Source organism: Streptomyces sp. A1277 (assembly GCF_004795015.1).
Lineage (GTDB): Bacteria > Actinomycetota > Actinomycetes > Streptomycetales > Streptomycetaceae > Streptomyces.
In genome coordinates, this window is the sequence record NZ_SSBI01000039.1 from 41,891 (window position 1) to 63,401 (window position 21,511).

21 protein-coding genes and 1 pseudogene are annotated in these 21,511 nt (G+C 72.5%); 6 read left to right on the top strand and 16 right to left on the bottom strand.

Annotation, left to right across the window (positions count from 1 at the left end):
* Nucleotides 1-5: 5 nt before the first annotated feature.
* From mnhG to E6R18_RS23990, 6 genes are read right to left on the bottom strand one after another with little or no spacing between them, the layout of a single operon-like run.
* Nucleotides 6-359 carry a monovalent cation/H(+) antiporter subunit G gene (gene mnhG / locus E6R18_RS23965; RefSeq protein ID WP_136318971.1) on the bottom strand — a complete coding sequence of 118 codons (354 nt, stop codon included), beginning with the start codon at nt 357-359 and terminating at the stop codon, nt 6-8.
* Nucleotides 356-691, bottom strand: coding sequence for an MrpF/PhaF family protein (locus tag E6R18_RS23970; RefSeq protein ID WP_136318972.1), 336 nt, complete (start codon nt 689-691; stop codon nt 356-358). Before E6R18_RS23970 ends, mnhG begins: the two co-directional genes overlap by 4 nt.
* A complete protein-coding gene (locus E6R18_RS23975) occupies nt 688-1,323 on the bottom strand; it encodes a Na+/H+ antiporter subunit E (protein WP_136318973.1) in 636 nt (211 codons plus the stop codon). Before E6R18_RS23975 ends, E6R18_RS23970 begins: the two co-directional genes overlap by 4 nt.
* Nucleotides 1,320-2,975 (bottom strand): Na+/H+ antiporter subunit D, encoded by a 1,656-nt coding sequence (locus E6R18_RS23980; protein WP_136318974.1) that lies wholly within the window; start codon nt 2,973-2,975, stop codon nt 1,320-1,322. Before E6R18_RS23980 ends, E6R18_RS23975 begins: the two co-directional genes overlap by 4 nt.
* Complete coding sequence (locus E6R18_RS23985; protein ID WP_136318975.1) at nt 2,972-3,655, bottom strand: Na(+)/H(+) antiporter subunit C; 684 nt, start codon at nt 3,653-3,655, stop codon at nt 2,972-2,974. Before E6R18_RS23985 ends, E6R18_RS23980 begins: the two co-directional genes overlap by 4 nt.
* Nucleotides 3,652-6,567 carry a Na+/H+ antiporter subunit A gene (locus E6R18_RS23990; RefSeq protein ID WP_136318976.1) on the bottom strand — a complete coding sequence of 972 codons (2,916 nt, stop codon included), beginning with the start codon at nt 6,565-6,567 and terminating at the stop codon, nt 3,652-3,654. Before E6R18_RS23990 ends, E6R18_RS23985 begins: the two co-directional genes overlap by 4 nt.
* A 409-nt stretch (nt 6,568-6,976) precedes the next feature.
* Here E6R18_RS23990 and E6R18_RS23995 point away from each other — a divergent pair, with 409 nt between their 5' ends.
* Genes E6R18_RS23995 through E6R18_RS24015 form a run of 5 tightly spaced genes read left to right on the top strand, consistent with a single transcriptional unit; the run spans nt 6,977 to nt 12,404 of the window.
* Nucleotides 6,977-9,787: a nitrate- and nitrite sensing domain-containing protein gene (locus E6R18_RS23995; protein WP_136318977.1), complete on the top strand. Its 2,811-nt coding sequence runs from the start codon at nt 6,977-6,979 to the stop codon at nt 9,785-9,787.
* Nucleotides 9,784-10,221: a roadblock/LC7 domain-containing protein gene (locus E6R18_RS24000; protein WP_136318978.1), complete on the top strand. Its 438-nt coding sequence runs from the start codon at nt 9,784-9,786 to the stop codon at nt 10,219-10,221. The genes E6R18_RS23995 and E6R18_RS24000 overlap by 4 nt, the downstream gene beginning before the upstream one ends.
* Entirely contained in the window at nt 10,218-10,637 is a 420-nt protein-coding gene (locus E6R18_RS24005) for a DUF742 domain-containing protein (RefSeq protein WP_136318979.1), read from the top strand. The genes E6R18_RS24000 and E6R18_RS24005 overlap by 4 nt, the downstream gene beginning before the upstream one ends.
* A gap of 6 nt (nt 10,638-10,643) precedes the next feature.
* Nucleotides 10,644-11,213 carry an ATP/GTP-binding protein gene (locus tag E6R18_RS24010; RefSeq protein WP_136318980.1) on the top strand — a complete coding sequence of 190 codons (570 nt, stop codon included), beginning with the start codon at nt 10,644-10,646 and terminating at the stop codon, nt 11,211-11,213.
* A 57-nt stretch (nt 11,214-11,270) separates the two neighbouring features.
* Entirely contained in the window at nt 11,271-12,404 is a 1,134-nt protein-coding gene (locus tag E6R18_RS24015) for an FAD-dependent monooxygenase (RefSeq protein WP_136318981.1), read from the top strand.
* 116 nt (nt 12,405-12,520) lie between these two features.
* Here E6R18_RS24015 and E6R18_RS24020 read toward each other — a convergent pair whose 3' ends face one another.
* Nucleotides 12,521-12,865, bottom strand: a complete 345-nt coding sequence (locus E6R18_RS24020) for a RidA family protein (protein WP_240799838.1) — start codon at nt 12,863-12,865, stop codon at nt 12,521-12,523.
* 47 nt (nt 12,866-12,912) lie between these two features.
* Here E6R18_RS24020 and E6R18_RS24025 point away from each other — a divergent pair, with 47 nt between their 5' ends.
* Entirely contained in the window at nt 12,913-13,332 is a 420-nt protein-coding gene (locus E6R18_RS24025) for an ATP-binding protein (protein ID WP_136318983.1), read from the top strand.
* A 13-nt stretch (nt 13,333-13,345) separates the two neighbouring features.
* On the opposite strand, the gene E6R18_RS24030 is transcribed toward E6R18_RS24025, so the two are convergent.
* From E6R18_RS24030 to E6R18_RS24065, 9 genes and pseudogenes are all read right to left on the bottom strand, one after another.
* Complete coding sequence (locus E6R18_RS24030; RefSeq protein WP_136318984.1) at nt 13,346-14,767, bottom strand: amino acid permease; 1,422 nt, start codon at nt 14,765-14,767, stop codon at nt 13,346-13,348.
* Between the two features lie 182 nt (nt 14,768-14,949).
* Entirely contained in the window at nt 14,950-15,954 is a 1,005-nt protein-coding gene (gene argF, locus E6R18_RS24035) for an ornithine carbamoyltransferase (protein WP_136318985.1), read from the bottom strand.
* Nucleotides 15,955-16,048: 94 nt separating this feature from the next.
* Entirely contained in the window at nt 16,049-17,281 is a 1,233-nt protein-coding gene (locus tag E6R18_RS24040) for an arginine deiminase (protein ID WP_136318986.1), read from the bottom strand.
* A gap of 93 nt (nt 17,282-17,374) precedes the next feature.
* A complete protein-coding gene (locus E6R18_RS35410; protein ID WP_346765002.1) occupies nt 17,375-17,482 on the bottom strand; it encodes a hypothetical protein in 108 nt (35 codons plus the stop codon).
* A pseudogene (locus E6R18_RS24045) lies at nt 17,468-18,265 on the bottom strand (3' terminal RNA ribose 2'-O-methyltransferase Hen1); the annotation flags it as partial. The gene E6R18_RS35410 and the pseudogene E6R18_RS24045, both read right to left, overlap by 15 nt.
* A gap of 150 nt (nt 18,266-18,415) precedes the next feature.
* Nucleotides 18,416-19,381 (bottom strand): homocysteine S-methyltransferase, encoded by a 966-nt coding sequence (gene mmuM, locus E6R18_RS24050; RefSeq protein WP_136318987.1) that lies wholly within the window; start codon nt 19,379-19,381, stop codon nt 18,416-18,418.
* Between the two features lie 75 nt (nt 19,382-19,456).
* Entirely contained in the window at nt 19,457-20,380 is a 924-nt protein-coding gene (locus E6R18_RS24055; RefSeq protein WP_136318988.1) for an LLM class F420-dependent oxidoreductase, read from the bottom strand.
* Nucleotides 20,381-20,459: 79 nt separating this feature from the next.
* Nucleotides 20,460-20,993 carry a DUF6099 family protein gene (locus tag E6R18_RS24060; protein ID WP_136318989.1) on the bottom strand — a complete coding sequence of 178 codons (534 nt, stop codon included), beginning with the start codon at nt 20,991-20,993 and terminating at the stop codon, nt 20,460-20,462.
* A gap of 125 nt (nt 20,994-21,118) precedes the next feature.
* Nucleotides 21,119-21,478 carry a nucleotide pyrophosphohydrolase gene (locus E6R18_RS24065; RefSeq protein WP_136318990.1) on the bottom strand — a complete coding sequence of 120 codons (360 nt, stop codon included), beginning with the start codon at nt 21,476-21,478 and terminating at the stop codon, nt 21,119-21,121.
* Nucleotides 21,479-21,511 lie beyond the last annotated feature (33 nt).

The following is a 21,511-nucleotide window of genomic DNA, read 5'->3' on the forward strand; positions in this document are numbered from 1 at the left end:
CCGGGTCAGCGCTCCTCGGTGAGCTGCTCGTCGAGTTCGTCGAAGAGCAGCTCGTCGTGGTCGACCTGCCCGGTCCGGTAGGCGGAGCGCGCGACCAGGTGCGCCGCCACCGGTCCGGTCATCAGCTGGAAGAAGCCGATGAGCGCGAGCGTGGCGAGGTCCATGCCGCTGCGCAGCCGCAGCGCCACACCGGCCAGGACGATCAGCATGCCCAGGGCCTGCGGTTTGGTCGCGGCATGGCTGCGGGAGAGTACGTCCGGCAGCTTCAGCATGCCGATCACGCCGAGCAGGCAGATGGCGGCGCCGATCAGCACCAGTGCCGCACCCGCCGTGTCGAGGATCTGGAGCCAGACGCTCATGGCCGCTCCTCGCCGCCGTGCCGGGCCCGCTCCCCGTGCGGGTGGCCCGGCGGCCGGTCGCGTACGGCGATGAAGCGCGCGATGCCGACCGAACCGGTGAAGCCGAGGAAGGCCAGCACCAGCATGATCGGGAAGTAGAACGGGTCGCGCGCGAAGGCCGACTTGGCGCCGAGCCCGGCGATGATGAGGGCTGCGCAGACGTCCAGCGCGATGGCCCGGTCCAGCATCGAGGGGCCGCGCCAGATGCGCGCCAGCAGGGCCGCGCCCGCGACGACGGTCACGACGACCGCTGCGACGAGCAGCACCCGGTCCACGGTCTCCGGCGCGCTCATGTGCCCTCCTCCTGGTCTCCCGGCCGCTCGCCGGTGTGCTGCGGTTCCGGGGGCGGTGCGGCGACCCGCTCGATCTCGTCGCGGGTGCCGAAGGCCCGTACGATCAGCTCCTCCATGCGCCAGACGGACCGCCTGGCCGCCGCCAGCTCGGTGGGGCGGCCGTCCAGGATGTGCACGAAGACGGTGGCGGTGGCGCGGCGCACCTCGACGACCGATCCGTCGGGCACGTTGGACACCGCGACGGCGACCGCGGTGAGCATCAGGTCCGAGCGGCAGCGCAGCGGTACGGCGATGACGGCCGCCCGGCGCGGGTGCCGGCCGTGGATCTGCCGGGTCACCTTCACGCCGGAGGTGTACATGTCGTAGAGCAGATAGCCGCTCAGCCGCAGGATGCCCCAGGGGTGCAGCCGCAGTCCGAGGTCGACCTTGGGCAGCGGGAAGGCCAGGCAGACGGCCACCGCGACCACGGCCCCGGTGAGCAGGTTGGCCCAGTTCGGGCTGGACCAGAGCAGCACCCAGATGACGGTGAGCCAGGCGACGAGCGGGAGGTCGAGCACCCGGCGACGGCCGAAGGCGGCGCTGAAGGGCGGCAGGTCCTTGTTCCGGAAGGAGAAGGTGACGAGGCGTCTCACCGGCCGAGCACCTCCTCGATGTAGGGGGTACGGGCGAGGAGTTCGGCGGCCGAGCGGTCGGTGTACGAGGTCAGCGGTCCGGCGAACACGGTGAAGGCGAGCCCGAGCGCGACCGCGGCGGCGGTGGCCCAGGTCATCGGGCGGGGCAGCACACTGGTGGTGGTGACGGCGCGGCCGTGCAGGGTCGCCGCGACCGCGAGCCCGGCCGGCTGGTGGCGCACGCGTACGCCCTCGTCGCCGGTGCCGGGCATCCGGTCGGGGCCCTCGTCGGAGTCGTCGTCGTCGCTGTCGTCGTCGGACTCCAGGACCGTGCCGGCGGCGGCCTGGCCCGGGGGCGCGGCCCGCCAGAAGGCCAGGTTCCAGACCTTGGCCATGACGTACAGCGTCAGCAGGCTGGTCGCGGTGGCGCCGATGACCAGGATCCAGGCCCAGACCCCGCCGTCGGCGATGCCCGCGCGCATCAGGCCGAGCTTGCCGATGAAGCCGGAGAGCGGCGGGATGCCTGCCAGGTTCATCGCGGGGACGAAGAAGAGGACGGCGAGCGCGGGGGCCGCGCGGGCGATGCCGCCGAGGCGGGTCAGTTCGGTGGTGCCGCCCCGGCGTTCGATCAGCCCGGCGACCAGGAACAGCGTCGTCTGGACGGTGATGTGGTGGACGACGTAGACGATCGCCCCGCCGTACGCCTCCCGGGTGGCGAGGCCGATCCCGAAGACCATGTAGCCGATGTGGCTGATGAGGGTGAAGGAGAGCAGCCGCTTGAGGTCGGTCTGCGCGACGGCCCCCAGGATGCCGACGACCATCGAGGCGAGCGCCGCCGCCATCAGCAGGTCGCCGAGCCGGTTGCCGGGGAAGAGCAGGGTCTCGGTGCGCAGCATGCAGTAGACGCCGACCTTGGTGAGCAGCCCGGCGAAGACGGCGGTGACCGGGGCGGGAGCGGTCGGGTAGGAGTCGGGGAGCCAGGCGGCGAGCGGGAAGACGGCGGCCTTGATGGCGAAGACCGTCAGCAGCATGGCCTGGATCAGCGTCTGGACGCCCAGCGGGAGGTCCGCGAGGCGCCCGGCGAGCTGGGCGAAGTTGGCGGTGCCGGTCGCCGCGTACGTCATGGCGATGGCGGTGAGGAAGAGCATCGAGGAGAACAGCGAGATGATCACGTAGGTGGAGCCCGCCCGGATGCGGGGCCCCGTGCCGCCGAGGGTCAGCAGGACGAAGCTGGCGACGAGCATGATCTCGAAGCCGACGTAGAGGTTGACCAGGTCGCCGGCGAGGAAGGTGCACGACACCCCGGCGACCAGGATCAGGTAGGCCGGGTGGAAGACCGCTACGGGTGTCTCCTCGTCGCGGTCGGCCATGCCCTGGCCCAGGGAGTAGACGAGGACGCACAGGGTGACGGCCGAGGAGATCGTCAGCATGAGGCCGGAGAGCCGGTCCGCGACGAGGGTGATGCCGAGCGGCGGCGCGAAGTCGCCGAGGTGGACGGAGAGCGGGCCCTCGGTGTCGGCGGCGATCATCAGGGTGACCGAGAGCCCGAGGACGGCGGTGAGCACGGCGACGCTGATGAAGCGCTGGAACCGCTTGAGCCGGGTGCCGAAGGCGAGGCTCAGCCCGGTGGCGCAGAGCGGGAGCAGCACCGGCAGCGGGACGATCGCGTTCATCCGGTGCCTCCTGGGCTCTCGGAGTCGGGGTCTCCGGGGTTCTCGGAACCGGGGTCACCCGGGCTGCCGGCACCGGGGTCTGCCGCGTTCTCAGTGTCGGGCGCCGGGCCCTCGTCCCGTTCGGCGTAGTCCTCCGGGTCCGCGCCGAGGACGTCGTGCCACAGGTCGCCGGTGGCGTCGCGGCCCCTGGCCTGGAGGGCGCGGTCGGCGCGCAGCCGGGCCCGCAGCCTGCGGCGGTCCTCGCGGTAGCGGCGGCGGGTCTCGGCCGAGCGGTCGCCGTCGGCCCGGAAGCGCTCGCGCAGTTCGTCGCGCTCCCCCAGCACCTCGGCGCGCAGCACGATGCGCCGGTCCTCCAGGTCGTCGTGGACCTCGTCGGTGCCGGTGAGCTGGTGGGCGCGGTAGGCCATGGCGAGGAGGAACGCGGTGGTGGCGAGGGTGATGACGATCGCGGTGAGGGCGATGGCCTGGGGCAGGGGGTCGGTGACCCGGGCGAGGTCGACGCCGTAGAGCAGCGGTTCGCGTCCGGCCGACCCGGTGGCGGACAGGATGAGCAGGTTGATGCCGTTGCCCGCGATGACCGCGCCGAGCAGGATGCGGGTGAGGGGCCGGGTGAGCATGAGGATGCCGCCGACCGCGCACAGGACCGCGGCGGTGGCGAGGAGCGAGGCGCTGACGGTCATGGGGTGGCCTCCCCCGTCCCGTGCTCGGGTCCGGCGGCGCGGCCCGCGGCCTTCTCGGCGGCCGCCCGCTCGATCTGGCGGTCGATCTTCGCGCCGAGGGCCCGCACGATGTCGAGGACGACGCCCAGGACCAGCAGATAGACCCCGCAGTCGAAGATCACCGGCGTACCGAACTCGTAGTCGCCGATCAGCGGCAGGTGGCCGTGGTGGGTCCAGGCGTGCAGGACCGTTCCGTCAGTGAGGCCGAGCAGGGCCACCCCGGTGGAGAGGAAGAGGCCGAGGCCGGTGAACAGGCCGGGTTGCAGGGGCGCGGCCTCGGCGAGTTCGAAGCGGCCGCCGGCCAGGTACCGGGTGATCAGGGCGAGGCCCGCGACCAGGCCGCCGACGAAACCGCCGCCGGGCATGTTCTCGGCGCAGAACAGCAGGTACACCGAGAGCACCAGGACCGGGTGGAACAGCAGCCGCGTCACCACCTCGAAGACGACCGACCGGTGCTCGGGTGCGAGGGTGCCGCCGGCCGCCAGCCAGCCGCGTTCGGGCGCCCCCTCGTCGCCCCGGGGCACCCCGGTCAGCGGGGCGGCGGTCACCGACCAGGCGGTGCGCCCCCGTACCTCCTGGGGCGCCGCCGTTCCCTCGGCGCGGCGGTGCAGGTAGATGAGGCTGGTCACGCCGATCGCGGCGGCGGCGAGGACGGCTGACTCGCCCATCGTGTCCCAGGCGCGCAGGTCGACCAGGATCGTGGCGACCACGTCCTTGAGGCCGTGGTGCGCGGTCTCCTCGACCATGGCGGCGCCCGCCGGGGGCGCGGTGCGCGCGGCGCCCGCGACCCAGACGACCACGCCGAGGGTCGCGGCGGCGGCGAGGGCAACCGGGATGCGCACGGCCCGCCGCCAGGAGCTGACCGATTCCTGGAAGTGCACCGGCATCCGCCGCAGCACCAGCACGAAGACGATCATGGACACGGTCTCCACGCAGAACTGGGTGAGCGCGAGGTCCGGGCCGCCCTGGACGACGAACAGCAGCGCGGTGCCGTATCCGGTGAGTCCGGCCAGCACCACGGCCTTCATGCGCCGTCTGACGGTCAGGCAGAGCAGGGCCGCCGCGCAGGTCAGCACCGCGACGGCGCCCTGCAGCGGTACGTCCCAGAGCCGGGGGGCCCTCGCGCCGTGCCAGGGGCGGTCGGCGACGAGCACGGCGAGCTGTCCTGCGAGCATCACCAGCAGGGTGGTGGCGAGGTACACGGAGAGCGAGCCGCGCTGGACGAAGCCGGTGACCTGGAGGGAGAGGCGTTCCAGGCCCAGGAGCACATGGCCGAAGACGCTGTCGGCGGTGGGCCAGGCGATGCGCCGGGAGAGCCGGGTGACCGTGTCGCGTCCGGCGAAGAGGAGCGCGCCGCCGGCCACGGCGACGGCCGAGAGCAGCAGGGCGGTGCCCCAGCCGTGCCAGAGCGCGAGGTGGTAGGGGTGGTGGGAGGCGGGGAAGGCGTCGGCGTAGGCGCTCAGCAGCCGGTCGGTCCAGCCGGCGCCGGCCCCGAGCACCAGCCCGCACAGGGCGAGCACGGCGGGCGGGGCGAGGAAGGCCGGGCCGATCCGGTGGACCGGGGTGTCGGGCACGCCCGGCTTGCGCAGGAAGCCGCCCCAGACGAACCGGACGGTGTACGCGACGGTCAGCATCGACCCCACCACCGCGACGCCCAGCGCCCAGCGGTCCGCCGCGTCGCCGTGCAGCAGCGCCTCGAACGCCGCCTCCTTCGCGGCGAAGCCGAGCAGCGGGGGCAGCGCGGCCATGGAGGCGGCGGCGAGCACGGCGACGGCGCAGACGTGCGGCAGCGCGCGTCCGACGCCGGAGAGTCTGCGCAGGTCGCGGGTGCCGGCCGCGTGGTCGACGATGCCGGTGACGAGGAAGAGCGGGGCCTTGAACAGGGCGTGCCCGAGGATCATCGCGGCGGCGGCCAGCGCGAGGTCGCGGTTGCCGATGCCGGCGAGCAGGGTGAGGAAGCCGAGCTGGCTGACGGTTCCGTAGGCGAGGACGATCTTCAGGTCGTTCAGCCGCAGCGCCCGCCAGCCGCCCAGCAGCATCGTCGCGCCGCCGAGGACCATCACGACGGGCCGCCAGGCGGGCACGTCGGCGAAGCCGGGGGCGAGCCGGGCGACCAGGTAGACACCGGCCTTCACCATGGCGGCGGCGTGCAGATAGGCGCTGACGGGGGTGGGGGCCGCCATGGCGTTGGGGAGCCAGAGGCTGAACGGCCAGACCGCCGACTTGGACAGCGCCCCGCACAGGATCAGCAGGACGGCGGCCTCGACGGCGGCGCCGGCCGGGGGCGGGTCGGCCAGGATCGCGGAGATCCGGTAGGTACCGGCCTCCTGACCGACGATCAGGAAGCCGATCAGCATGGCGAGCCCGCCGAGTGTGGTGACGGTCAGCGCCTGGAGGGCGGAGCGGCGGCTGTGCCGCTGCTCGCTGTCGTACCCGATGAGCAGGTACGAGAAGACGGTGGTCAGCTCCCAGAAGACGTAGAGCGAGATCAGGTCGTCGCTGAGGACGAGGGCGAGCATGGCCCCGGCGAAGGCGAGCAGGTTCCCGGCGAATCCGGCCAGCCGCGGGGTGTCGTCGCTGAAGTAGGAGGCGCAGTAGAGCAGGACGAGCGTGCCGACGCCGGCCGCGAGCAGCACCATCAGTTCGGCGAGGGCGTCCAGGCGCAGGTCCACGGAGACCCCGTAGTCGGGCATCCACGCCCACGACCAGGTGACCGAGGCGCCGGACGCGGCCGTGTCCCACTGGGTGAAGGCCCAGCAGGTGGTGGCGGCGGGCGGCAGCGCGAGGACGAGGAAGGCGCGCGTCCCCAGCCATCGCACCAGCGGACGCGCGCAGGCCGCGAGGAGGAAGTGGCTGACGATGAGCGCGGTCATGCGGCAGGGAGGCGGGGCGCGGCGGCGGGTGGCAGGGTGCGCGGGACTACAGAGCGGACAAGGAGCACTAAATACAGATATATCCCCGGGCCCGCTTCACCCGTACGGCGCGCCGCACCCCGGGCGGCCCGCTGGATCGGTTGCGGTGGCCGGCGGGGCGGTCGCTCGGCGCACCGCATGTGCGGCAGCGAAGGGTCACGGAGTCACACGCTCGGCGGATGCGCGCATGCGTGATGATGGTGTGCTCGACCGGTGTTGCACATGTGAGCCCACTTTCATTCCCTTTTTGCACTGTGACTAATATCTATCCGTCCTAGTTCTCAATGGATTTGACCAGTCGTAAGGCTGGCACCACGTCAAGGAGCATGCCCTGCGCACGCGCGTGTCACGGCGGAGCAGCTCGACCACCATGTCACTGAGGACGGCCCTGCTCGTACTGGCCGTCGTCCCCGGTGTAGCCCTGGCCGCCCTCTGGGCCGTCACCAGTGGTCAGACTCTGCTCGACTTCCAGAAGCAGGCAGCCCAGGGGCAGTTGGCCCAGAAGGCCGGCCAGCCGTCCAACATCGTGTACTACAACCTGCAGGAGGAGCGGCGGCTCAGCGCCGAGGCGCTGGCCCGCGGCGGGGGTGCCACCGACGCGCTGCGCAAGCAGCGCAAGCTGACCGACGACGCGATCGCCGGCTTCCAGTCCCTCTCCGACATCGCCACCGACGACGCCCCCGGCGAGGTGCGGGACGCGGTCGGTGAGGCCCGTTCGGCGATCACCCAACTCCCGGCGCAGCGCACCCTCGTCGACGAGGGCGACAACGACCAGCAGAAGGCCGTGTACGGCTACTACACGGACCTGATCGCCGTGGACCTGAAGCTCTTCACCGCGCTCAGCCATGTGGACAACGGCCGGGTCACCACGGTCTCGCAGCCGCTGGTCGACCTCTTCTGGGCGAAGGAGATGATCTCGCGCTCGGATGCCCTGCTCGCCCGCGGATGGGCCGGCGGCAAGCTGAGCACCGCGGATCTCCAGGAGGTCCGGCAGGCGGTCTCCGCCCAGTCCTTCCAGTACTCGACCCAGATCGTCCCCTACCTTCCGGCGGACGAGAAGGCCAGGTGGCAGGAGGTCTTCGACAGCTCCGCCTGGAAGGCCAAGACCCGGGTGGAGACCCAGGTGCTGCGGCCGGCCGCCCCGGACGCCGGCTTCGTCCCCCTCGGCGCGAAGGAGGCGGACTGGCGCGCAGCGATGGACGAGGTCACGCCCCAGCTGGTGAAGCTGATGGAGCAGCGCACCGACGGGGTGGTCGCGGAGGGCAAGGACAGTGTCGTCTCGCTGCTGATCAAGGTCGTCGTCACCACGGTCGTCGGCCTCGCCGCCGTCATCGCGGTCATCTGGTTCACCTGGCGTCTCTCCCGCAATCTGCGCCGCCGGATCAGCCGGCTCCAGGAGCGGGCCGAGGAGCTGGAGCGAGCGCTGCCCGACGTCGTCGAGCGGCTCGGCAGGGGCGAACGCATCGACGTCGAGGCCGAAGCCCGAGCCATCGGGCAGGAAGGCGGGAGCGGTACGTCGGACGAGCTGGCCCAGCTCGGCAACGCGCTCGACCTGGCCCGCACCAGCGCCCTGCGGGCGGCCGTCGACCAGGCCGACCAGCACCGCGGCTTCGAGCGGCTGCTGCAACGCATCGCGCGACGCACGCAGCAGCTGATCGGCCAGCAGCTGAAGAAGCTGGACGAGCTGGAGCGCAAGCACGAGGACCCCGAGGTGCTGGACGGCCTCTTCGACCTCGACCACCTCACCGCCAGGCTCCGGCGCTACGAGGAGAACCTCGTGATCCTCGCGGGCGGCTCCCCGCACCGGCGCTGGCGCAAGCCCGTACCGCTGCTGGACGTCATGCGGTCCGCCCAGGGCGAGGTGCAGGACTACCGGCGCGTGGTGCTGGACCTGGACGGCTCCCCGTGGCTCGCCGAGCGGGCCGTGGGACCGGTCTCCCACGTGCTGGCTGAGCTGATCGAGAACGCCCTCACCTTCTCCGGGCCGCCCAGCCCCGTCGAGGTCAGGGCGGCCCGGGTGAGCCGGGGCCTGGCCATCGAGGTCGAGGACCGCGGGCTCGGCATGGAGGAGGACCAGCTCGCCGCGGCCAACGAGCTGATGAGCCGGCCGCCCCGGATGGACGTGCTGGCGCACGCCGACGACATCCGGCTGGGCCTCTACGTGATCGCGCGCCTCGCCGGCCAGTACGGCCTGCGGGTGGAGTTCCGCAACTCGGCCTTCGGCGGAACCCGGGTCGTCGTGCTCGTCCCCGACGCGCTCACCGTCCCCGGTCCGCACTCCGGCCCGGTGGCCGTCCCGTCCCCCGGGGCCGAGGACACCGCCCCGGCCCCCGCCCCGCTCCGCGACACCGAAGCCCTGCCCAGCCGGGGCCGCGGCCAGGCCCTCGCCGGGGTCACGGCCCTGCACGCGCCGCGCGCGCCGTTCGAGACCGCCGGCCCGCCTCACGCAGCGGCAGAGGAGCCCTCCCACGACCGGCAGGAGCAGACGCCGCCGGCCCCCGTCGACCATCCGTTCGGCGACCTGGAGCACCAGGACCCGTCCTACGCCGGTGCGTACGGCCACACCGCGGCCGACTCCCCGTACGACGGGACGGACGGCCGCGCGTACGGCCACCAGGACGACAGCGGGTACGGCGTCGGCCACCAGGACACGTACGACGGCACCGCTTACGGCTCCCACGCCGACGCGTACGCGGACGCCGAGCAGCCGTACATGACGGCCGAGGGCCAGTACCCGGTGCCGCACCAGCCGTATCCGGAGTCCGAAGATCCGTTCGCGGCTCCCCAGCGGCCCTACCCGGGCACGTATGTGACGGGCACCTCGGACGCGGCCGGCTTCCCGCTGCCCGGGCCCCGGCAGCCGGAACCGGCCACCGGACAGGCCGGCCCGCCGCCGGCCGAACCCGACCGCCCGGTTCCGCCCGCCGGTGAGCCCCCGCTGCCGCGCCGGGTCCGCCAGGCCAGCCTCGCGGACGAACTGCGGATCGCCCCGGCCGCCCCGGCCGGCGCGGCCCCACCGTCGAGCCGCTCCGAAAACCCGCCGCCCCGCGCGGCCCCCCACCGCGCCGGTGCCGCCATCGGGGCATTCCAGCGCCGGTCCCGCGCCGCGCGCGCGACCGACGAGCCGCCGAAGCAGCCCGATCCCTCCGCCCCCCTCTTCACGAGAGAAGAACGGACATGACACGCACAACCGCCACTCGCCAGGACCTCGACTGGCTGCTCGACGGCCTGGTGGACTCGGTGGCCGAGACCCGGAACGCCGTGCTGCTCTCCGACGACGGCCTGGTGGTGAGCCACTCGCGCACCGTCCAACGGGCCGACGCCGAACGGCTGGCAGCGATCTGCACCGGCCAGCAGAGCCTGGCCCGCGGTGTGGGCCAGCTCTTCGGCGGCGGCGGCGTACACCAGGTGATCGTCGAGCTGTCGGACCTGTGGCTCTTCATCATCTCGGCGGGCCAGGGCACGCACCTGGCCGTCGTCGCCTCGCAGGAGGTGGACGCCGAGGTCATGTCGCTCGCCATGCACAACCTCGTCCTGCAGGTCGGCCAGAAGCTCAGTACCCCGGCGCGCAGCGACTTCGACGCCTTCGGCACCGGGAACGGGCCGCGCGCGTGACCACGCACTGGCCCTACCGCGAGGACGAGTTCGACGACGGGGAGGACGGGGCGGGCACGATGGTGCGCCCGTACACCATCACCCACGGCCGGACCGCGCCCGAGCGGGACGACCTCACCCTCATCACCGTGCTGACGACCGCGCACGATCCGCGGGACGCACACGGAGCGCCGGTCCGTCCGGGCCGGCTCCAGCCGGAGCACCGGCTGATCCTGGAGCGCTGCCGGCGCCCCGCCGCGGTCGCCGAGGTATCGGCGGACCTCGATCTGCCGGTCTCGGTGACCAAGATCCTTCTGGCGGACCTGGTCGCCTCCGGCCTTCTGATCGCCCGGGCCCCGCTGTCGGTGGCCCGGGCGTCCGGCGGTGCCCACATGAGCGTACTGGCCGCTGTTCGCGACGGACTCCGGAGACTCTGAGCCAAGATGACCACCAGTCAGGCGGCGCCCACCGCCGTGAAGATCCTGATCGCCGGCGGCTTCGGCGTCGGCAAGACCACCCTCGTCGGCGCAGTCAGCGAGGTCGCTCCGCTGCGCACCGAGGAGCTCCTCACCCAGGCCAGCGTCGGCGTCGACGACCTGGCCGGCATCGGACAGAAGGACACGACCACCGTGGCCCTGGACTTCGGCCGGATCACGGTCAGTCCGGAGCTCGTCGTCTACCTGTTCGGCACCCCGGGCCAGGAGCGCTTCTGGTTCATGTGGAACGACCTGGTCAACGGCGCCCTCGGCGGTGTCGTGATCGCCGACACCCGGCGGCTGGAGACCAGCTTCGCCTCGATCGACTTCTTCGAGAGCCGGGACATCCCCTTCGTCGTCGCGATCAACTGTTTCCACGGCCACAACACCCGTACCGCGGAGGAGATCCGGGCCGCTCTCGACCTCGACCCGCATGTCCCGCTGCTGGTCGGTGACGTACGCGAGCGGCCCTTCGGCCGTGATGTGCTGCTGGCCCTCGTGGACCACCTGATGAGCCTGCCCGTGGCAGCCGGCTGAAACCGCGCCGGTCCGATTCCTCGCCTTCCTCCTACCTCTCGCTCTGGAGACACAGACATGGCAACACCTCTGCGCGTCCTGATCCACGGCGGCGGCATCGGCGGGCTGACGCTCGCCACCGCTCTGGCCCGGCGCGGCCACACCGTCGAGGTCGCCGAACTCCGCGACGAGCTCGACGCCCTGGGCGTCGGCATCATCCAGCCCTCCAACGCCCTGCACGTCATGCGCGAGATCGGGGTGCTCGACGACTGCCTCGCGGCGGGCTTCGAGTGGGAGGTCCTGACCATCGCGGACCCGGCCGGCAACACCCTGGCCGCGATACCCCAGCCCCGCATGGGCGACGTCCCGTCCAACAACGGCATCCCCCGCCCGGCGCTCGCCCAGGTGCTGGGCGCGGCGGCCACCTCGGCCGGTGCGAAGATCCGCTTCGGTACGACCATCGCCGAGCTCACCGACGACGGCGAGGGCGTGGACGTCACCCTCTCCGACGGTTCGGCCGGCCGCTGGGACCTCGTCGTCGGCTTCGACGGCATCGGCTCGCCGCTGCGCACCCGGCTGTACGGCGACCGCTACGTCCCCGAGTACACCGGCTTCGCCAACTGGCGTGTCACCGTGCCCCGTCAGGAGCAGGTGCGGGGCGTCGTGATGGGCACCGCGGGCCAGGCCGCCAAGGCGCTGCTCACCCCGATCACGGAGGAGCTGATGTACCTGGGCACGGTGTTCCCCGAGGCCGCGGACTTCCGGCCGGACCCTACGAGGGCGCACGAACAGCTCAAGGAGCGGCTGGTGATGTTCTCCGGTCCGGTCGGCGAGGCGCTGGCCGCGGTCACCGGTCCGGAGGCGGTCGTGTACTCGCGGATCTCCCAGGTGACCGTCGAGGGACCGTGGCACGTCGGCCGGGTGGTCCTGGCCGGTGACGCCGCGCACGCGAGCACCCCGCACATCGCGCAGGGCGCGGCGATGGCCGTGGAGGACGCTCTCGTGCTCGCCGAGTCGCTGGACGCCGAGGCGGACGTCCCGGCCGCCCTCGCCGCCTGGGAGGCCCGGCGCCGTCCCCGTGCCATGTGGGTGCAGGCGATGTCGCGCGCCGTGCTCAAGCAGGAGACGGGGGGAGAGACCACGCCCGAGGAGGATGAGCTGCTGAAGGTGGGCATCCCGGGCGCGGCCCACGTGCTGGTGCAGCCGTACTGATCCGCTGCTCCACCCGCGGCACAGCCGCACCGCCCGCTGCCGCTCGCCCCGGCCGGCCCGGACTTCCCGGCCGGCCGGGGCCGCTTCGCTCCCGGGCGCCGTGCGGTCCGCGCCGCTCAGGGCAGGACCGCCATGCCGTCGATCTCGACCAGGGCCTGTTCGTCACAGAGCCGCACCGCCCCGATGACGGCCACGGCCGGGTAGTCGCGCCCCGCCAGCCGGCGCCAGATCCGGCCCAGTCCGGCGGCGTGCGCCCGGTGGTCGGCGACATCGGTGGCGTACACCGTGCCCCGGGCCAGGCCCGCCGGAGAGCCGCCGGCCGCGCGCAGGGCGGTGAGGAGGTTGCCCAGCGCGGTCGCGAACTGTTCGGGCAGGGTGTCACCGTCCCCTTCGTACCGGCCGGCAGGCTCTTGTCCGCGTCGCGCGGCTCCGTAAGGTTGAGGCCAAGAAGTCTTGAGCACGGAAACGTCTGAGCCCAGGACACCCGCGCCCACCCGAACGGAAACCCGTGCCCCCCGGCGGCCCTCCACCCCCCTCCTGGCGCATCACCCTGCCGCACTCCACGGCCGCCGTGCCGATCGCCCGCGCGTTGATCCGTACGGTCCTGGCGGACATCGACGCGCCCGCGGACAGCGACACCGCCGAGCTGCTGACCGCCGAGCTGGTCGCCAACGCCGTGGAGCACACGCCCGGTGACGAGCCCATAGAGCTGGTGGTGGAGTTGCTGGCCAGCGGTTGCCAGGTGGAGGTGCACGACGGCGATCCGGCCCCGCCCGGGGATCTGTCCCGCCCGGGGCCGGGCGACGTACCGGACCCGTGGCAGGAGCACGGCCGGGGGCTGCTCCTGATCCGTACGCTCAGCTCGTCCTGCGGCCACCGCACGACGGAGCGCGGCAAGGCGGTCTGGTTCACCCTGCCGCCGAAGTGAGCCTGGCCGGGCGCTAAGAACCGGCCGCCAGCCTGGAGCGGCCGCGCCCGTAGCCCGCGTACACGAGGGCCCCGACGGCGAGGAAGAGGGCGAACTGCACCCAGGTCGTCCAGCCGGTCCCGTACATCAGGTAGACGCAGAAGCCGACGCCCAGCAGCGGGCTGAGCGGGTAGAGCGGGACCCGGAAGGAGCCCTTCACCTCGGGGTTGCGGCGGCGCAGCACGAGCACGGCGGTGTTGACGGCGACCATGGTGGCGAGCGTCCCGATGGTGGTCAGGTTCACCACCATGCCGAGCGAGGAGAAGGCCGCGGGGACGGCGAAGACGGCGGCGACGATCCAGGTGTTGGCGACCGGGGTCGAGGTGCGCGGCGAGACCCGCTCGAAGACCCTCGGCACGAGGCCGTCGCGGGACATCGACATCAGGATGCGGGTCTGTCCGTACATCACCGCGAGGACGACTGAGGCGATGGCGACGACCGCGCCGAAGGCGATGACGCCGCCGCCGACGGAGGAGCCGGTGGCCCGGTCGACGATCAGCGAGAGCGCGGCGGGCTTGCCGGAGACGGCGTCCGGGCCGAGCGCGCCGATCGCGGCGAGGGCGACCGCGCAGTAGAGCAGGGTGACCAGGCCGAGGCAGATCATGATCGCGAAGGGGATGTTGCGACGCGGGTTCCTGACCTCCTCGCCGGCGGTGGTGATCGCGTCGAAGCCGATGTACGAGAAGAACGCCAGGGACGCGCCCGCCGTGACGCCGCCCGCGCCCTGGGCGGCGAACGGGGTGAGGTGGCCGCGCTCGAAAGCGGTGAAGGCGATGACGCAGAACAGGGCGAGGACCGTGAGCTTGAGGACGGCCATCGCCGCGGTGGCGCCGGCGCTCTCGCGGACGCCGCGCACCAGCAGGGTGGCGGCCATCATGACGACGATCACGGCGGGCAGGTTGACGACGCCGCCGTCACCGGGTCCTGCGGAGAGCGCGGCGGGCAGCTGGTGCCCGAAGAGGCTGTCGAGGAGTTCGTTGACGTACTGGCTCCAGCCCACCGCGACGGCGGAGACCGAGACCCCGTACTCCAGGAGCAGGCACCAGCCGACGAGGAAGGCGAGGCGCTCGCCGAGCGTGGCGTAGGCGAAGGAGTACGAGCTGCCGGAGACGGGGATCGCGCTGCCCAGCTCGGCGAACGAGAACGCGGTGAAGACGCAGGTGACCGCCGCGAGGACGAAGGAGACCACGACGGCGGGACCGGCCTCGGCCACGCTGTCGGACAGGCCCACGAAGATGCCGGTCCCGACGACGGCGCCGATCCCGAAGCACACCAGCTGGAACAGGCCCATGGTGCGCTTGAGGCCGTGGCCCTCCAGGTCGGCGCCCGATTCGGCGATCAGCCTGTGGGGGTCCTTGACGCGGTGGGGCGGGCCGGGGAGGCGCAGGGGGCTCACGGCGGGGGTCTCATCTCTGGTGGAACACGTGGGGGTGGTGCGGCTCGGGCGGTGGGGGCCGTCGCGCGCACGAAAAGGGGGTTCGAGCGTGCGAGCTCGAACCCCACCAATCGGAACCATCATAGGCACTCGCCTGCATGTTCACCCAAATGGGTGCATGTCCATGCGTACGCCCGTGTGGGTCAGTCCTTGGCCATCGTCGCCACGAGGACGGCCTTGATGGTGTGCATACGGTTCTCCGCCTCGTCGAAGACGACGGAGTGCGCGGACTCGAACACCTCGTCGCTGACCTCCAGCTCGGTCAGCCCGTGGCGCTCGTGGATCTCGCGCCCGACCGCGGTGCCGAGGTCGTGGAACGCGGGCAGGCAGTGCATGAACTTCACGTCGGCGTTGCCGGTGGCCCGCAGGACGTCCATGGTGACCGCGTACGGCGCGAGGGCGGCGATGCGCGTGTCCCAGACCTCCTTGGGCTCGCCCATCGAGACCCAGACGTCGGTGGCGACGAAGTCGGCGCCGCGCACGCCCTCGGCCACGTCCTCGGTGAGCGTGACCCTCGCCCCGGACGTCTCGGCGAGTGCGCGGGCCTGCGCGATGACCGTCGCGGCGGGCCAGTACGCCTCGGGCGCGACGATACGCACGTCCATGCCGAGCAGGGCTGCGGTGACCAGGTAGGAGTTGCCCATGTTGAACCGGGCGTCGCCCAGGTAGGCGAAGGCGATCTCCGCCGGCGGCTTCGCGCTGTGCTCGGTCATCGTCAGGACGTCGGCGAGCATCTGGGTGGGGTGCCAGTCGTCGGTGAGCCCGTTGAAGACCGGCACCCCGGCGTACGCGGCCAGCTCCTCGACGGCCGCCTGGCTGTCCCCCCGGTACTCGATCCCGTCGTACATCCGCCCGAGGACGCGCGCGGTGTCCTTGACCGACTCCTTGTGCCCCATCTGGGACCCGGAGGGGGCGAGGTACGTGGTGGAGGCGCCCTGGTCGGCGGCGGCGACCTCGAAGGCGCACCGGGTGCGGGTCGAGGTCTTCTCGAAGATCAGCGCGATGTTCCGGCCGCGCAGCCGCTGCGTCTCGGTCCCCGACTTCTTGGCGGCCTTGAGCTCGGCGGCCAGCTCGATCAGGCCGCGGAACTCCGCGGCCGTGAAGTCCAGCTCCTTGAGGAAGTGGCGGCCTGCGAGGTCTATGGCCATGGTGACTGCTCCTGGGTCGGGCGGGGGGACGCATACGGTAACCCTGGAACCCTATACGACGCAATGCATTGCTATACAGCGCCCCCGTCGCCCGTCACACGGCCTCCCGCACCACCGGGCAGCTCATGCAGCGGGGCCCGCCCCGGCCCCGGCCCAGCTCGCTGCCGCGGATCTCGATGACCTCGATGCCCTCCTGGCGCAGGTGCGTGTTGGTGGTGGCGTTGCGCTCGTAGGCGACGACGACGCCCGGCTCGACGGCCAGGACGTTGCAGCCGTCGTCCCACTGCTCCCGCTCGGCCGCGTGCACGTCCTGGGTGGCGGTGAGCACCCTGATCGAGCCGAGGCCGAGCGCGTGGGCGATGGCGGTGTGCATCTGCTCGGGCGGGTGGTCGGTGACCTTGAGGTCGCGCGGGCCGTCGCCCGGCTCGATCGTGTACGAGCGGAGCATGCCGAGGCCCGCGTACTTGGTGAAGGTGTCGCCGTCGACCATGGTCATCACGGTGTCCAGGTGCATGAACGCCCGGCTCTTGGGCATGTCGAGCGCCACGATGGTCCGGGCCGAACCTGCGTCGAACAGGCCCCGGGCGAGCATCTCCACGGCCTGCGGGGTGGTGCGCTCGCTCATGCCGATGAGGACGGCACCGTTGCCGATGACGAGGACGTCGCCGCCCTCGATGGTGGAGGGGTAGTCGTCCTGCCCCTGGGACCAGTGGTGGAAGGCGCCCGCCTCCGGGCCGGTGAACAGCGGGTGGTGGCGGTAGATCGCCTCGAAGTGGACGGTCTCGCGCTGCCGGGCCGGCCAGCGCATCGCGTTGATGGAGACCCCGTCGTAGATCCACGCCGAGGTGTCCCGGGTGAACAGGTGGTTCGGCAGCGGCCCGAGCAGGAAGTCGTCCAGGTCCATGACGTGGAAGCGCACCGAGACCGGCTCCCGGTGCCGCTGGAGGAACTCCCGTTTGGTCATCCCGCCGACCAGCGCCTCGCACAGCTCGGCGGCGGACAACTCCTCGAAGGCGGCCCGCAGGTGCTCGGTGGCCAGCGGGCCGTACTCCTTCTCCGCGAAGACCCGGTCGAGCACGAGCCGCCGGGCGACGGGGATCTCCAGCGACTCGCGGAGCAGGTCGCCGAAGAGGTGCACCTCCACCCCGCGGTCGCGCAGCACGTCCGCGAAGCCGTCGTGCTCCTGACGGGCCCGGCGCACCCAGAGCACGTCGTCGAAGAGCAGCGCGTCCTTGTTGCTCGGCGTGAGCCGTTTCAGTTCCAGATCGGGGCGGTGCAGGATGACGCGGCGCAGCCGCCCGGCCTCGGAGTCGACATGGAATCCCATGCCCACATCCTCACCGCGCGGCGCGCCGTTCACCCGGCGAATCGCCAGCCTGTTCCCGCCTAGCTCAGAGCCGGGGGTCCACCGGCTCCGAGCTCAGAGCCGGGGGTCCACCGGTTCCGACTCCAGGGCCAGGACCGCGAAGACCGCCTCGTGGACCCGCCACAGCGGCTCCCCCTCGGCGAGCCGGTCCAGGGCCTCCAGGCCGAGGGCGCCCGACTCCGCGAGCCGCACCAGCTCCAGCCGCTGCATCGCCTGCCGGGTCAGTCCCCAGCGCCGCGACAGGTACCGGCTGGTGATGAGCCCCTGCTCCGGGTGCTCGGCGAGCCACCCTTCACCAGCCCGCAGCAACTTGTCCACCTCGTCCGGCGCCACCCAGTAGTGCTTGGCGTCGTCGAGCACCGGCAGCAGGACGTACAGCTGGCGCAACGCGTCCGCGAGCCGCAGCTCCCCCTCCAGCACCAAGCCGCACGTACCGCGAGTCGCCCCACTCCGGGAACTCCTCGTCCAGCGGCACGGCCACCGCCTCCACCCGCGACCAGCCGAGCGGCCCGAAGAGCTTCCGCACCAGCTCGGCACCACCACGGGCCGGCAGGGCGGGCACCTCGATCCGCAGCTCCATCGGGGCCTCGGCCCGCTCGGGCATCGCCTTGCAGACACCGCTCAGCGCGGACTTGAAGACGGTGCTCATCGCGACGGACAGCAGCGAGGAGGCGGCGTAGGGGCGGTCGTTGACGTACTGGGCGAGCGCCGCGTCGGGGGCGCCGCCCCGGCCCTTGCCCTTGCCCCGCCGCACCAAGGCGACGGGATCCACCTCCAGGAGCAGCGCCGCCGTGCACCGCTCCTCGGACGCCTCGGGATAGAAGACGTGCGCGGTGCCGTGGAGGTGGAGAACGTCTGCGCCTTCTCGGGGTGCTTGTGCAGCAGGAAACCGAGATCGGTCGCGGGACGCTCCGGGGTGCCGGTTGTACTGATCGTCAGGAACACGCGTTTGAGTACGATCCGCTCGGTCTCCCCCCTCCAGGCAATTTCGCCCCCACCCTTGCCCCCGCTCCCTGTCCCCCTTCCCCGCCCCCCCTGTTGTCCCCCCTCCCCCCTCCCCCCTCCCCGCCGCCCGCCGCCCGCCGCCCGCCAATGTCACTCCGGTGTCCGCCCGGGGCCGCCGTCTCCCTCCCCCAGCACGGCGGCCAGCTCCGCGATCGTTGCCGGGCCGACCCGGCAGCAGCCGCCGACCAGCCGGGCGCCGGCCTCCCGCCACGCCTCGGCCCGGCCGGGGTCGAACGTGGCGTCCCCGGTCCAGCTCCCGGCCGCGGCGTCCCAGTGCTCGCCGCTGTTGGGATAGACCACGACCGGTTTCCCGGTGGTCCGCGCCGCCGTCCGGACGGCGGCGTCCGCGTCGGCCGGGTCGCAGCAGTTGACCCCGACCGCGATCACCTGGTCGCACGCCCCGGCCAGGGCGAACGCCTCGTCCAGCGGCTGCCCGGCCCGGGTCCGGTCCCCGGCCACGGTGTAGGAGAGCCAGACCGGCAGCCCGCACTCCCCCGCCGCCCGCAGCAACGCCCGCGCCTCTTCCATGTCCGGCACCGTCTCCAGGGCCAGCACGTCCGGGCCGGCGGCGGCCAGCGCCTCGATCCGGGGGCGGTGAAAGCGCTCCAGCTCCCGGATGGTGAGCCCGTAGCGGCCCCGGTACTCCGCGCCGTCCGCCGTCACCGCCCCGTACGGGCCGACCGAGGCCGCCACCCAGACGTCCCGCTCCACCGCGCCGGCCGCGCGCCGGGCCGGCTCCATGCTGCGGGCGAAGAGCCCGGCCGCCTCCGCCCGCCCGATCCCGCGCCGCTCGAACCCCTCGAAGCTCGCCTGGTAACTGGCCGAGATCAGCACCTGCGCACCCGCCCGCACATAGGCCGCGTGCGCCGCCTCGATCTGTCCGGGCCCGTCGGCGAGCAGCCGGGCGGACCACAGCGCGTCGGAGAGATCGCAGCCCTGCGCCTCCAACTGGTTGGAGAGCCCGCCGTCGAGCAGGACCGTCCCCTCGGCGAGGGCGGCGGCGAGCGGGCGGGACGGCATCCCGGCGGCCGGGCCGGGACCGCGGGCGGGTGACATCAGGGCCTCCTTGTCTCAGGCGTCCCGGCGCCTCAGGCGCCCCCGGTGCCTCAGGCGCCTGAGACCTCAGGTGCCTCAGGTCAGCTGGGACTGGACCTGTGCGGAGATCAGCTCCAGATGGTCCAGGTCGTCGAGGTCGAGCACCTGGAGGTAGATCCGGGACGCCCCGATCGCCGCGTACCGGCCGATCTTGTCGACCACTTCGGCGGGCGACCCGGCCAGACCGTTGGCCTTCAGCTCGGCCACATCACGGCCGATGACGGCGGCCCTGCGGGCGACCTCCGCGTCGTCCCGGCCGACGCAGACCACCAGCGCGTTGGAGTACACCAGGTCGTCCGCCCGGCGGCCCGCCGCCTCGGCCGCCTCCCGGACCCGGCCGAACTGCTTCTCGGAGTCCTCCAGCCCCGCGAAGGGGATGTTGAACTCGTCGGCGTACTGAGCTGCGAGGCGCGGCGTGCGCTTCGCGCCGTGCCCGCCGATCAGCACCGGCACCTTGGCCTGCGCCGGCTTGGGCAGCGCCGGCGAGTCCGTCAGCTGGTAGTACGTGCCGTCGTAGCTGAACGTCTTGCCGGCCTCGGTCGCCCACAGCCCGGTGACGATCGCCAGCTGCTCCTCCAGCCGGCCGAACTTCTCCTTGGGGAACGGGATGCCGTACGCCTTGTGCTCCTCCTCGAACCAGCCCGCGCCCAGGCCCAGCTCGACGCGGCCGCCGGACATCTGGTCGACCTGTGCGACCTGGATGGCGAGGACACCGGGGAGCCGGAACGTGCCCGCCGTCATCAGCGTGCCGAGGCGGATGCGCTTGGTCTCCCGGGCCAGCCCGGCCAGCGTGATCCAGGCGTCCGTGGGGCCGGGAAGTCCGTCGCCCTGCCCCATGCGCAGATAGTGGTCGGAGCGGTAGAAGGCGTCGAAGCCGAGCTCCTCGGTGGCCTTGGCGACGGTGAGAAGGGTGTCGTAGCTCGCCCCTTGCTGGGGCTCGGTGAAGATGCGAAGATCCATGCCTCCATCCTGCACCCGCGTGCCCCGCTCGCCTCTCTCCGGTCCCCTCCGCACGCCGCCGCGTCCCCGGCCGGCCCGTTCACTGGATGCCGGTGACCGGGCCCGGGCCGTGGAGCACGCCGTGCGGGCCGTCCCGCTCCCTGCCGCGCTCCAGGTCCTCCCGCTGCTCCCGGTCCCGCTCGTCCAGCAGCCGAAGCATGCCGCGCACCCGGTCCGTCGACTCGTCGGCGGCGTCGATCGCCTCCATGCACTGCCAGTACAGGCTCTGCTCGTCGGTCTCGCACGCCACCCCGACCAGGGCTATCCCCACCTCCCCGAGCAGCGCGCCCAGGCCGGTCAGTGCCGCGCGCGGATCGGAGACCTCGGACAGCCGCGCCGCGCGGGCGATCCCTGCGCGGGCCGCCGGGTGGTCCAGCGCGCCGCTGCTCCGGCCGCCGATCTCGCTGAGGGCGCGCGCCTCGCCCCGTAACCCCTTGGGGCCGCTCACGGCCAGCCGGCTGCCGACCGCCTGTGCCAGAGCCTGGGCCTGCCATGCCTCGGCGATGATGTCCGGCGTCTCCCGGCTCTGTGCCAGGGCCTGCCTGATGACCGCTACCAGCCGCTCCGCTTCCATCGATTGCCCCCGTTCGATGCGAAAACCCGCTCACCACTTCCATTACCCACAGTGAGGGCGGCGGTACCGAAAGACCAGAGGATTTCGGAAATCTGTGGATACTCAATCAAGTGTGAAGAAATCGATCACTCCGAAGAGTGACGATCTTGGCGTGCCGCTGACTCCGGAACCGGGAATCGCCCCTCGTTCCGCTCGATCTTGGCCGCCAGCGCCGCCAGCACGTCGATGCCGAGCACCTCGCAGAACTGGAGCAGGTAAGCGAGCACGTCCGCGACCTCGTCGGCCACCCTCGGCGCGGTCGCCGGGTCCTCCATCACCCGTGCCGACTGGTCGGGCGTCAGCCACTGGAAGATCTCAACGAGTTCGGCGGCCTCGACGCTCAGCGCCGAGGCCAGGTTCTTCGGGGTGTGGTACTGCTCCCAGTCGCGTGCGGCCGCGAAGGCGGCGAGCCGTTGCTGCAGGGTGCGTACGTCGAGTTCCGTCACGGCACCAGGTCTACCAGCCGCCCCGGCCGTCCA

Coding starts and splice junctions, on each gene's coding strand:
- E6R18_RS24010 (WP_136318980.1), top strand. CDS start 10,644: ATGACCACCAGTCAGGCGGCGCCCACCGCCGTGAAGATCCTGATCGCC.
- E6R18_RS24040 (WP_136318986.1), bottom strand. CDS start 17,281: ATGGGATTCCATGTCGACTCCGAGGCCGGGCGGCTGCGCCGCGTCATC.
- E6R18_RS23970 (WP_136318972.1), bottom strand. CDS start 691: ATGAGCGCGCCGGAGACCGTGGACCGGGTGCTGCTCGTCGCAGCGGTC.
- E6R18_RS24015 (WP_136318981.1), top strand. CDS start 11,271: ATGGCAACACCTCTGCGCGTCCTGATCCACGGCGGCGGCATCGGCGGG.
- E6R18_RS23980 (WP_136318974.1), bottom strand. CDS start 2,975: ATGAACGCGATCGTCCCGCTGCCGGTGCTGCTCCCGCTCTGCGCCACC.
- argF (WP_136318985.1), bottom strand. CDS start 15,954: ATGGCCATAGACCTCGCAGGCCGCCACTTCCTCAAGGAGCTGGACTTC.
- E6R18_RS24000 (WP_136318978.1), top strand. CDS start 9,784: ATGACACGCACAACCGCCACTCGCCAGGACCTCGACTGGCTGCTCGAC.
- E6R18_RS23995 (WP_136318977.1), top strand. CDS start 6,977: ATGTCACTGAGGACGGCCCTGCTCGTACTGGCCGTCGTCCCCGGTGTA.
- E6R18_RS24055 (WP_136318988.1), bottom strand. CDS start 20,380: ATGGATCTTCGCATCTTCACCGAGCCCCAGCAAGGGGCGAGCTACGAC.
- E6R18_RS23990 (WP_136318976.1), bottom strand. CDS start 6,567: ATGACCGCGCTCATCGTCAGCCACTTCCTCCTCGCGGCCTGCGCGCGT.
- mnhG (WP_136318971.1), bottom strand. CDS start 359: ATGAGCGTCTGGCTCCAGATCCTCGACACGGCGGGTGCGGCACTGGTG.
- E6R18_RS23985 (WP_136318975.1), bottom strand. CDS start 3,655: ATGACCGTCAGCGCCTCGCTCCTCGCCACCGCCGCGGTCCTGTGCGCG.
- mmuM (WP_136318987.1), bottom strand. CDS start 19,381: ATGTCACCCGCCCGCGGTCCCGGCCCGGCCGCCGGGATGCCGTCCCGC.
- E6R18_RS24060 (WP_136318989.1), bottom strand. CDS start 20,993: ATGGAAGCGGAGCGGCTGGTAGCGGTCATCAGGCAGGCCCTGGCACAG.